6 protein-coding genes are annotated in these 12,226 nt (G+C 40.3%); 4 read left to right on the top strand and 2 right to left on the bottom strand.

The features are described 5' to 3' along the window. Window positions 1–595: 595 nt before the first annotated feature. Together ACTB0Y_RS00445 and ACTB0Y_RS00440 are read right to left on the bottom strand one after the other, a co-directional pair. A complete protein-coding gene (locus tag ACTB0Y_RS00445) occupies window positions 596–2,509 on the bottom strand; it encodes an MFS transporter (protein WP_463204809.1) in 1,914 nt (637 codons plus the stop codon). Window positions 2,510–3,175: 666 nt separating this feature from the next. After that, window positions 3,176–4,186, bottom strand: a complete 1,011-nt coding sequence (locus ACTB0Y_RS00440; protein ID WP_463204808.1) for a LacI family DNA-binding transcriptional regulator — start codon at window positions 4,184–4,186, stop codon at window positions 3,176–3,178. Between the two features lie 372 nt (window positions 4,187–4,558). Here ACTB0Y_RS00440 and ACTB0Y_RS00435 point away from each other — a divergent pair, with 372 nt between their 5' ends. From ACTB0Y_RS00435 to ACTB0Y_RS00420, 4 genes are all read left to right on the top strand, one after another. Then, window positions 4,559–7,549 carry a SusC/RagA family TonB-linked outer membrane protein gene (locus ACTB0Y_RS00435; RefSeq protein WP_463204807.1) on the top strand — a complete coding sequence of 997 codons (2,991 nt, stop codon included), beginning with the start codon at window positions 4,559–4,561 and terminating at the stop codon, window positions 7,547–7,549. A 19-nt stretch (window positions 7,550–7,568) separates the two neighbouring features. Then, on the top strand, window positions 7,569–9,170 hold the full coding sequence (locus tag ACTB0Y_RS00430) for a RagB/SusD family nutrient uptake outer membrane protein (RefSeq protein ID WP_463204806.1): 1,602 nt from the start codon (window positions 7,569–7,571) through the stop codon (window positions 9,168–9,170). Window positions 9,171–9,189: 19 nt separating this feature from the next. Beyond that, entirely contained in the window at window positions 9,190–10,242 is a 1,053-nt protein-coding gene (locus ACTB0Y_RS00425; RefSeq protein ID WP_463204805.1) for a SusE domain-containing protein, read from the top strand. A gap of 101 nt (window positions 10,243–10,343) precedes the next feature. Then, window positions 10,344–12,203, top strand: coding sequence for a glycoside hydrolase family 13 protein (locus ACTB0Y_RS00420; protein WP_463204804.1), 1,860 nt, complete (start codon window positions 10,344–10,346; stop codon window positions 12,201–12,203). Window positions 12,204–12,226: the final 23 nt, after the last annotated feature.

The following is a 12,226-nucleotide window of genomic DNA, read 5'->3' as shown; positions in this document are numbered from 1 at the left end:
CGCCAATTTGATCAGGCCAGCCCGCATTGGACCTTGTCAATTGTTTAGACTTTAGAAAGTTACTTCGAAGCCGCATGAAGAAAAATACTTTAAGAACCGAGCCATGACATGATCCTTACACATACAGCAATAATTGCAAGGTACATACACATAACTTACAAACAAGATTTAACCGGTTCATGGCGAGCTACACCTGCCCGCCGTACTACTATGGCAGGCGGGTCCGACAATTAAAATTAACTATAACCGAATGAAAATCTGCTTGTTATGGCGTCAAAGTTTGCGCTGTTTGAGCTCCGATTTTTCTAAAAAATCGGAGTGAGTTCGTAAACTTTAGCCATAACGAGTGGATTTTTAGCATTTTTCTGTAAGCGGCGGGTTTTTGAGCCACCCTTCGGTCGCCGAAGGCTTGCCGCAGGTGAAACGCTAAAGCTATGGCGTCACGCGGTTTTGCCTACTTTTTTTGACCTGAAGCAAAAAAAGTAGGGTTATACCAAAATTGGGTACCCCATTGCACAAAACAGGAAAAAGAAATCCCGGTAGCAACATGGCCACTATCGGGATTTCCTTTTCTATATTATTATTTTATACCATGTCAATCCTCATCCTTCACAAAAAGGACAGAAACAGCTGCAATGAGGAGCGAAATACCTCCAAGCACAAGCGCGTATATAGCCTTTTCGGCAAACCAAAATTTAATCATAAATCCTAAAAGACTCGCCGCCAATATTTGAGGTATTACAAGGAAGAAATTGAAAATTCCCATGTAAACGCCCATTTTGTTTTGTGGCAAAGAGCCTGTTAATATGGCATAAGGAATAGCGAGAATACTCGCCCATGCAAGTCCTACACCGACAAAAGGCAGGAGTAATACCCATGATGTATCCTGCACCCAGAATATGGCCAGGTAACTTAATCCACCCACAAGCAAAGATATCATGTGGGTTATTTTCCGGTTAGTGATACGCGCCAAAAACATAAGGAAAAAGGCAAATATTGCGGCAAATCCATTATACACACCAAAACCTACACCAACCCAATCAGCGCCATCATTATAATTTTTGCGTATTTCCTTTAATCTGATATAATATGGAAATTTATCCTCCATATTTTGAGGCAGTGTCACTAAACCCTCTCCGGCAAGTTGATTCACATCCTTAAGCACCTCGTATGGTACATCAGGTGATTTACGATTTTCTTGTTTCTCTAACTCCTGTAACAGTTCTACTATGCGCTCATCTTTTTGTTTACCTTCAATATTGTTTAACCTGTTTTGAAGCACTTCTAATACCTCTTTTTCCTCAAAAATGTGGTCACTCAGGTAGAACTTTACAAGATTAACCCGCGCAGAGGCTTTTTCTCCGTTTTCAATATATTTACGGTACGCCTCCTGCTCCTGCCTGAGTTCTGCTGCACGGGCCGTATCAATTTTATTTCCTGCTTCTAAATTATCCACCTGATTATTCAGGAATTTAACCATTTGCTGATCTACGCCCATATCGTACTTGTCGGCGGTAACACCATTGGTAGTATAAATCCAAAGGGCAAACAGCGCAAACCATGAGAAAAACTGCACAATAGCTAACTGCCTCATAGCCAATGGCATATTATTCAAATCGTTAAAGATGGAAGTATAACCGTTCTTTACTTTTCGTTGCTGCAATAAAGCAGAAAGGGCTTCAAACACACCAAAAGCCATCAATCCAAACGAGAGTATAAACACCTCTTTTTCAACGTGTACGTAATAAAACAAGAGACTTAATGCGCCTCCCACCACAAATGAAATTATACCAATACGAAACGATTTTTTTATTTCTGGTCCGGTCTCAGAGTAGTCATTTTCACCTGCATCTTCGCTATGGTCTTCAAATTCTTTCAATTCTTCCGGGGAGTATTCCTTACTTCTAATCACTGTCCACAATACCGCAAGGAAAAATACAGCTCCACCCACGTAGAACGAAAACTTCACCGAATCGGGGATAACGCCTTCCGGGGCCGTGTTCGAAAATCCGAACCAGTTGGTCATCATATACGGTAGCAAAGAAGCTACCACTGCTCCTGTACCGATAAAAAAACTTTGCATGGCGAACCCAGCAGTGCGCTGCGAGGAAGGCAACATATCGCCTACAAAGGCTCTGAAGGGCTCCATCGAAATATTAATGGACGCATCCATGATCCACAACATTCCTGCAGCTACCCATAAAACCGGTGAGTTGGGCATAATAATTAATGCTATGGAAGCCAATATCGCACCTATCAAAAAGAAGGGTCTGCGACGGCCCAAACGACTCCAGGTTTTATCGCTCCAATGACCGATAATCGGCTGCACAATTAAACCTGTAACAGGGGCAGCTATCCAAAGTATTGGAATATTATCGATATTTGCGCCTAATGTTTCGAATATTCTACTAACATTGGCATTCTGTAAGGCAAACCCAAATTGAATCCCGAGAAATCCGAAACTCATATTCCAAATTTGCCAAAAACTTAATTTAGGCTTTTGTTTCATCCGTTTATATTTTAATTTTTAATGGTCATCCGATAGCTATCGGAGGGAACCTCCTTTTAGCTAACACACAGAACCTTAACGGTATTCTTCCAAATAATCATGGTCGTGCCTTGCTCCGCTGAAGCTATAGCGTTTCACCTGCGGCAAGCCTATGGCGACCGAAGGGAAGCGAAAGCTATGCGAAGGCGAAGTGTGTCAAAAGCCTTGTCATGGAGGTTTCATCAACTTAATTTTTTATGCCCACGTCTCAGCTATCCAAACCGTGAGGTTATTAATTCGTTCCAAAGCATTAATTGACATTTTTGACTTATAAGGTAGTCTTTAACTACCCGAATGCCAATATATTTTAATTCTGCATGCCGTTTAATTAAATATAATCGACACGCCGAAAACAAAATATGCTAATTCTCGTCATTTATGTGCAATACAAAAATAGGTCAAAAAAACCTATATAGAGGCCCGAAAAGGACTCTTTTAAGAGAAAGTAAAAAACTAAATCATTTTTAAGTTGCGGCTAAAGTAGAAAAAAAAAATGAGAAATCAATATAGGGTAGTCATGTTAAAGTCAAAAAGGGCTGACACAATTTTAGAGTTAAATGGCATTATTAAAGATTCATGCTTAACAATTTTCCTGCATAATGCTTTTCAAATGAAACAAAACCCGTATTAGTAAGTTGATTTTCGCAAAATAAGTTTAGTGGGAATCACCTCAGTTCTTGAGGGCAATTCTTCATCGCTATTGATACGTTCCAGCAACATTTTGGCTGCCTTCTCTCCCATGAGATAACCATTTTGTTCAATGGTGGTCAGTGGTGGATCAGAAAGCCTGGAAATAACGCCATTTGTAAACCCGACGACCGATACCTGTTCCGGAATCTTCACACCTGCGTCTTTTAATGCAGCAATTGCTCCGAGCGCCGTTAAATCGTTCACAGTAAAAATGGCATCGGGTAAATAATTATCTCTTAACAAATGCCTTACCGCGGCTTCTCCTTTTTCGAAATTATCTGCTTCAATCACATTTTTATCGCTGTAGGCAATATTATGTTTCTCAAGCGCCTGGCGATAACCTGTCAATCGTTGGTGACTGATAGTGAGATTTTCAGGCCCCTTCAGGTGTACAATATTTTTACACCCTGTATTAATAAGGTATTCGGTTGCATCATAAGCAGCTTGCTTGTCATCAATAATCACGTTATCGGCATTTACACCCTGGCAGGTGCGATCAAAAAACACCATTGGAACACCTGCAGCATCAATATGCCTGAAATGATCATAATCCACTGTTTCTTTCGTTCTGGAAATCAACATGCCATCTACACGGCTTCCAAGTAAGGTTTTTGTATTGTGTATTTCACGTTCAAATGACTCATTGGACTGGCTGATAATTACATTGTAACCGGCCTTACTGGCTACCTCATCGATGCCGCTAATGACGGAAGAAAAGAAATGATGTACAATTTCCGGCACAATCAGGCCAATAACATGGCTTTGGCGATTCTTTAAGCTAAGTGCTATGGAGTTAGGCTGATACCCCATTTCACGAGCATAGGCAACCACCCGGTCTTTGGTTTCCTGACTGATATCGGGGTGATCTTTAAGTGCCCTTGAAACTGTTGAGGCAGATATACTTAAGGTTTTAGCTATATCTTTAATTGTAATAAAAGTTCGTTTCATATTACGAGGGATTTGTCTACAAAAATATCCTTTAAATGTTAATATCTCTTAAATTATACTTCAATATTAACTTGATTTTAACCCAATTTATCCGTAAATTGCTGTATTACAAATTTAAACAGTACCTTATACTTATTTGTTAAGCATTTTGAAAGATACAATTAAAAAATAATTTAACGAAATTAACTCGCAATCGTTTGCGGTCTCGTTTGCGTAAAAAAAAGTCTCTAATTTCTTGATTTTAATGCCATAAAGAATATTTTTGTATAAGAGAAATGTTAAAAAAACATTAAATCATTTTTAAGTTATTTCCAGAAAAGAAGCGATTAATTTTTTGATTAAAGTTCCCTATTAGATTTAAAACTATATGCAATGAAAATTTTAAAGACAAACACACTTAGATTTTTACTAATGGTGGGGCTCTTGACTGTAACATCTGGTATGTATGCGCAAAAGACCGTATCGGGTGAAATACAGGACGAAGAGGGCAGCACCTTACCCGGTGTAAATGTGACGATAAAAGGCACGACCCAGGGTACAATTTCAGATGCAAAAGGCCAATACAGTATACAAGTTCCGGGAAACGACGCTGTGTTGGTTTTTTCTTTTGTAGGCTATATGAAAGAAGAAATCCCGGTAGGAGACCGCACAGAGATTGATGTGGCACTTTTTCCCGACATTGAGTCGCTGAGCGAAATTGTGGTTATTGGATATGGTACAACCAAAAAAGAAGACGCCACAGGTTCTGTGCAGGCCATTGACTCCAGAGACTTCAATGTGGGAGCTATCACCTCCCCACAGGATCTCCTTACGGGTAAAGTGGCCGGTGTGCAAATCACCAGCAACAGTGGTGCTCCTGGAGAAGGCTCTACGATCCGTATTCGTGGTGGATCTTCGCTTACAGCTTCAAACGATCCATTGATTGTTGTAGACGGTGTGCCGTTGGCAGGTGGTGGTATTTCTGGTTCGCGTAACCCACTGAATGCCGTCAACCCCAATGACATTGAGTCTTTCACGATTTTGAAAGATGCCTCGGCAACAGCCATTTATGGTTCACGCGCATCAAACGGTGTAATACTAATCACCACAAAAAAATCTGAAGTAGGATCAGAATTAAAGGTTAACTATAACGGTAAACTGAATGCCTATACCTCTAATAAACGTGTAGATGTATTGGGAGCAAATGAATTCAGATCGTTGATTGAAGAGCGACATCCAACTCATGTTGATATGCTTGGAAACGCCAGCACAGATTGGCAGGATGAAATTTATCAAAATGCCATGGGAACAGAACACAACGTTTCAATTGCCGGTGCATACAAAACACTGCCATTCCGCGCTTCTGTAGGTTATTCCAATAATAATGGTATACTAAGGACTGACAATAATGAGCGTTTCTCAGGTTCGCTTAACCTTAACCCATCATTCCTGAATGACCATTTAAAGCTTAACATCAATGCAAAAGGAAGTGTAACCAATAATACATTTGCCGACCGCGGCGCCATTGGAGCTGCTATTCAGCACGATCCAACCCAACCCGTAAACCGGGATACAACTTATAGCGGTATCCCTGTACTCGGAGAAACCGATTGGGGTGGATATTATGCAAGACTACAAGACAATGGACATCCTGTAGCACTTGCCACAGCCAACCCGGTTGCCTTGCTCGAACAAAGAGATGATAAATCTACCGTAAATCGTTTTATTGGTAATGCAAAAATTGATTACAAATTTCATTTCTTGCCTGAATTAAAAGCGATCCTCAACCTGGGTTACGATTACTCAAAAGGTGAAGGTGATGTGTATGTTCCGCAAAATGCAGCTTTCGCCTACGATGCAGGTCATGGTGGTGGAACAGACAATACCTATACCCAGGAGAAGAAAAACGAATTGCTTGATTTCTACTTAAACTACGTGAAAGAAATATCAGCAATTGACAGTAAAATAGATGCTATGGCAGGGTACTCATGGCAACACTTCTGGGAAGACAATGATGCCATTAATTCTAATGTGGCCCATGACTCTTCGGAAACCAGATATATCAATGATCCGGCAGAACTCTATTTATTGTCGTTTTATGGGCGTTTGAACTATACAATGGCCAATAAATATTTATTGACTTTTACACTCCGTAACGACCATACTTCGAGATTTTCAAAAGGTACACGTTCTGGCATATTCCCATCAGTAGCACTGGGGTGGAAAATTCATGAAGAATCTTTCCTTGATAATGCAGATGTTTTATCTCAGCTAAAACTTCGATTAGGGTGGGGTGTAACCGGCCAGCAAAATGTTGGTGGTTATTATGTTCATATGCAAAGATATACCCGAAGCCTTTCAGGAGCCTCATATTTGTTTGGAAACTCATATTATCAAACAATCAGACCAGAACCGTATGATTCAGATATAAAATGGGAAGAAACAACAACTTATAATGTTGCAATGGATTATGGTTTCCTCGAAGATCGCATTACAGGTTCAATCGATGTATATTTGCGCAAAACCAAAGATCTGCTTAATTATATTCCGGTAGCAGCCGGTAGTAACCTGTCAAATTATATATACACCAATTTAGGTGACATGGAGAATAGAGGTATTGAGTTTTCAATTAATACCAAGCCAATCTCTACTAAAGATATGGTATGGGATGTTGGCCTTAACATGACATATAACCAGAACGAGATCACCAAATTAACTCAATCAGACAATCCTGATTATTTAGGTGTAGCTACGGGTGGTATTTCAGGTGGTGTTGGTAGTAACATTCAAATGCATACTGTCGGGTATCCTTACAGTTCATTCTTTGTCTACGAACAAATCTATGACGATAATGGCGACCCGATACCTGGTGCTTTTGTTGATCAGGATGGTGACGGGCAAATAACCGAAAGTGACAAAGTACACAAAGAGGATCCCGCTCCCGATGTATCATTTGGCATTAATACAGGGTTTAGTTATAAAAACTGGTATTTTTCATTCTCCGGGAGAGCCAACTTTGGCAACTACGTTTATTACAATGCCGAGTCTGAAAATGCTATTTACCAGCGCTTATACAGATCAGAAGGACCTTATCTGAGCAATATTGTTAGTAGTGTGTCTGAATCAGAATTTGAAAATGCTTATTATATGTCAGACTACTATTTGAGAAATGCATCCTTCTTCAGAATGGACAACATTTCGTTGAGCTATAAATTTGAAAATTTAGCCAATCAGGGTATAAACCTTACCGTTACAGGAACTGTGAACAATGCCTTTGTAATAACCAAATATGATGGTATTGATCCTGAAATATCAGGTGGTATTGACAATAACTTTTACCCACGTCCAACTGCCTATGTATTGGGTGTAAACGTAAACTTTTAATCCAAAAAACAACAGTAAAATGAAATATTTGATCAAACTTACAACTATTTTATTGGGCTTTGTTTTCATCTTCGCTTCTTGTGTAGATGATCTTAATACAGAGCCAATAGACCCGGATGAAACAACAGCAGAAGCTGCTTTTGATGAGCCGGGTGCATATAAAGCATTTCTGGCCAAATTATACGCCGGACTTGCCGTGTCCGGACAGGAAGGACCTGCAGGCATGCCAGATATCAGCGGTATTGATGAAGGTTTTAGTCAGTACCTGCGTGCCTATTGGGAACACCAGGAACTAACAACCGATGAGGCTGTAATTGGCTGGGACGACCAAACCATTAAAGACTTCCACAGACACGAGTGGGGAACCAGCGACAATTTCATTGCTGCCATGTACTACCGTATCTATTATCAAATTGCACTGGCTAATGAGTTTTTACGCGCTACAACAGTGTCTAAATTAGATGAGCGGGGCGAAACTGCCGAAACAAAAGCAAAGGTAGCAGAGTATCGCAAGGAAGCGCGCTTCTTGCGTGCACTAAGTTACTGGCACGCCCTTGACCTGTTCGGAAGCGGAGTGCCTTTTGTAACAGAAGATGATCCTATTTTAACCTACATGCCACCGGCAACAACCAAAGAAGATCTCTTTGAATTCATTGAAACGGAACTAGTTGCGATCGAGGACTCAATAATAGCAGTTGGGGCAAATGAATATGGCCGTGCAGATCAGGGTGCTGTTTGGACCCTTTTGGCTAAATTATACCTAAATGCAGAAGTATACATCAATGAGCCAAAATACACAGAATGTATTACCTACACTAAAAAAGTAATGAACCAGGGACCTTACGATTTGGCAGACAATTATGAACATTTATTCCTTGCAGATAACGATAACTTGCCCACGCGCGAGGAGGTAATATTTTCAATCAATTTTGATGGTATCGAAACCAGAACTTATGGTGGAACTACTTTCATTATAAGTGCTGCATTAGGTGGCGATATACCTCCGGAAGAATTTGGCTTATCAGGCGGCTGGGGTGGTACCCGTACTACCAGTGCATTAGTCGATAAATTTAACGACCCGCAGGACTCACGTGCACTCTTTTATGATGAAACATACGGACAATCTTTGGAAATAAATGATATTTCAGATTTTCAACAAGGATATGCTGTTGGTAAATTCAAAAATGTCACCAGTACAGGAGCTCCGGGTTCAGACGTAACTTATCCGGATACCGACTTTCCAATGTTTCGTTTGGCAGATGTATACTTAATGTACGCTGAAGCTGTACTAAGAGGCGGTAATGGAGGTACAGATGGCCAGGCATTGATTTATATGAATCAAATCCGTCAGCGTGCCTACGGTGACGCCTCGGGAGACATTGACTTGGTGGACCTCACTTTGGATTTCATCCTTGATGAACGAGCTCGTGAGTTGTATTGGGAGTGTCACCGCCGTACCGACCTTATTCGCTTTAATAAGTTTACCGGCGGAGATTATGTGTGGCCATGGAAAGGTGATATAAAAGAAGGTACAGCAACAGATTCTAAATACAACCTTTTCCCACTGCCGGCTTCAGATGTAAACGCCAATACCAATTTGGAGCAAAATCCAAATTATTAATTTTTAAAATTAGTAAAAAATGAAACATTTAAAATATATAATATTAGCGATTCTGGGCATCGGACTGCTGATTGCATGCGAAGAAGACTTTGATGATCCGGTGCTGGAACAAGTAGGCGATTTTTCGCTCTATGAACTAGCTGCAGGAGAGTATGAGCCCGTTCTTGCAGATTCAATTGCAAAAGACGATTTTGCTATATTTAGCTGGTCTCCAATCGAATACACTATTCCCACAATTTTCGATTATACCATCGAAGTAGATACAGCAGGAAATAATTTCGAAAATGCAGTTGAGTTAACTACAGTTACAGACACTACACAAGCGTCAGTATCAGTTTTTGACTTAAACCTGGCTTTGACTAAAAAACTTGGCTTTGGATCTTATTCTAATGCTGATATAGAAGTTCGTGTAGCTTCAATTGTTGGAGAAACAACTCCGCAAAAAAGCTATACAAATGCGATTTCATTGAACGTAACTACCTATGAACCTCCATTTGAACCCGAAAAGCTTTTCGTATTTGGAAGTGCAGATACATCGTTGGGTTATCTAATGCCAGTTGCAGATGGGTTATATGAAGGCTACATTTATATTGCTAATGCAAATGAAATTCAGTTTGCCGATGAAGCACGTGAAACAATAATGGGTAGTGACAATCCTACAGGACCTGATAATGACGTTGACCTTGACGAAAGCTTATTCAACGATCAGGGTTATATACCAGTAGATTCAGGATATTATCAGGTGACAGTAAGCACTTACGATTACACTTACGACATGTATGAAACCGATTGGGGTGTAATCGGTTCAGCAATGCCCGATGGTTGGGATAGCGATATTGACATGACTTACGTGCCTGAAGATAATGTATGGACACTAACCGAAACAGTTACAAACGGTAAGTTTAAGTTCCGTCCAAACGACCTTTGGGATCCACTAAACTATGGAGATGATGAAGGTGATGGAATACCTGAAGAATATGGTGCCGATATTGATATTAGCGCAGGTACATGGACATTCACATTAGATCTTAGTGAATACCCATATTCTTACACAGTAGAACAAGCCAAGTAAGATATGCACAACAAATAAAAAAAGCCCACTCACCGGCACCGGTGAGTGGACTTTTTAACTTATAAGCTACCAATTCAAAATTTTAGGTTAAAATCCAGCAAATGAGGACCATTAAAAAAACCATCCTTTTTGTTTTATTGAGCACTTTTGCTTTCAGCAATTCAACTTTTGGCCAGTATGAAATAAAACGCATAGAACCCGCATTTTGGTGGACAGGGATGAAACATAGCGAAGTGCAGATTATGCTTTACGGAAGCAATATCGGCAGTCTGAAAACTACCGTCAATCATCCGAATGTGGAACTCAAAAAAGCCATATCCACCTCAAACAAAAATTATCTTTTCATTTATTTGAACATTGCCCGTGATACAAAACCCGGCAAAATCAATATTTCACTCAGTAAAAATGGGAATGAAGAAATTTCCATAGACTATGAATTAAAAGCAAGAAAAAAACATTCGGCATCCAGAGCCGGATTCAACAGCTCCGATGTCATTTACCTGCTATATCCCGACCGTTTCGCCAATGGCAATCCTCAAAACGACGAGATTGACGGATATAAAGACAAATTAAACCGCGCTGATGACTATGGCCGCCATGGAGGAGATTTACAAGGCATTATCGACCACCTCGACTATATTGAAGAAATGGGGTTTACAGCCCTGTGGCTCAATCCGGTGATGGAAAATGCCATGCCAAGAGCCTCATATCATGGATATGCCATAACAGATTTTTACAAAGTCGACCCCAGGCTGGGCTCCAATGAACAGTACCTGAAGTTAAGCGAGGAAGCCAACAAAAGAGGGATAAAACTCATTCAGGATATGATAATGAACCACTGCGGAGCCAACCACTGGTGGATGCAGGATCCCCCATCTTCGGACTGGGTACATTACCCGGAACAAAAAACAAACACCAACCACCGAAGGGTGACCCTGCACGATCCGTATGCATCGCAGGCAGACAAAACACTTTTTGAACAGGGTTGGTTTGTAGATGCCATGCCCGACATGAACCAGGATAACAAGTTACTGGCAGATTATTTAATCTATAACTCCGTTTGGTGGATCGAACAGGCTAATCTGGGTGGAATACGCCATGACACGCATCCATACTCAGATGCGGATTTTCTTAACCAATGGACTTGCCACATTATGGAAGAATACCCCAATTTTAATATTGTGGGTGAAGAATGGAGCCTTGATCCAGCCGTGTTGGCAAAATGGCAAAGGGGAAGCAACCTGCCGGTAGATTTTTCATCATGCTTACCCAGTTTGATGGATTTTCCAATTCAAGTCTCACTTGTTGATGCGCTCACTGAAAAGGAGGGCTGGAACACCGGCTTTATCAAAGTTTATGAAAAGCTTGCCAATGATTACCTTTATCCTGAACCAATGAATCTGGTTATTTTTCCCGATAATCATGATATGGACCGTTTTTACCGGCAAGTAAATGAAGATATTGACCTTTTTAAAATGGGAATCACGTATATATCGACAATGCGGGGGATACCGCAAATTCAGTATGGAACTGAAATCCTCATGAGCAACATTAAAGCACACGACCATGGTCAAATACGGGAAGATTTTCCCGGAGGTTGGCCTGGTGACAAAAGCAATGCTTTTGAAGGCAAAAATTTACCTGAGATCAAGACAGAAGCTCAGGAATTTATTAAAAAACTTTTAAACTGGAGAAAAAACAACCCTGTGATTCACACAGGTGATCTCATGCAATATGCCCCAACACATGACGGAACATACACCTATTTCCGTTATGACGATGACAAAACTGTTATGGTTGTTTTTAATAAAAATAATGAACCTGCAGAAATAAACACAACTCATTTTTATGAGCGTACTCAGGGCTTTAAATCCGGTACAGATATAATTTCAGGAGAGGAATATAAGCTGGATAATCTCAAAACACCAGCCCGAAGTGTATTAATCTTAGAATTGAAATAAATTAAAAAAGAACAAAAATAAAT

This window comes from Salinivirga sp., from assembly GCF_055145285.1.
The sequence above is the reverse complement of the archived record's forward strand: the minus strand, read 5'-3'. Positions and strand labels throughout refer to the sequence as shown.

Coding starts and splice junctions, on each gene's coding strand:
- ACTB0Y_RS00445 (WP_463204809.1), bottom strand. CDS start 2,509: ATGAAACAAAAGCCTAAATTAAGTTTTTGGCAAATTTGGAATATGAGT.
- ACTB0Y_RS00440 (WP_463204808.1), bottom strand. CDS start 4,186: ATGAAACGAACTTTTATTACAATTAAAGATATAGCTAAAACCTTAAGT.
- ACTB0Y_RS00435 (WP_463204807.1), top strand. CDS start 4,559: ATGAAAATTTTAAAGACAAACACACTTAGATTTTTACTAATGGTGGGG.
- ACTB0Y_RS00430 (WP_463204806.1), top strand. CDS start 7,569: ATGAAATATTTGATCAAACTTACAACTATTTTATTGGGCTTTGTTTTC.
- ACTB0Y_RS00425 (WP_463204805.1), top strand. CDS start 9,190: ATGAAACATTTAAAATATATAATATTAGCGATTCTGGGCATCGGACTG.
- ACTB0Y_RS00420 (WP_463204804.1), top strand. CDS start 10,344: ATGAGGACCATTAAAAAAACCATCCTTTTTGTTTTATTGAGCACTTTT.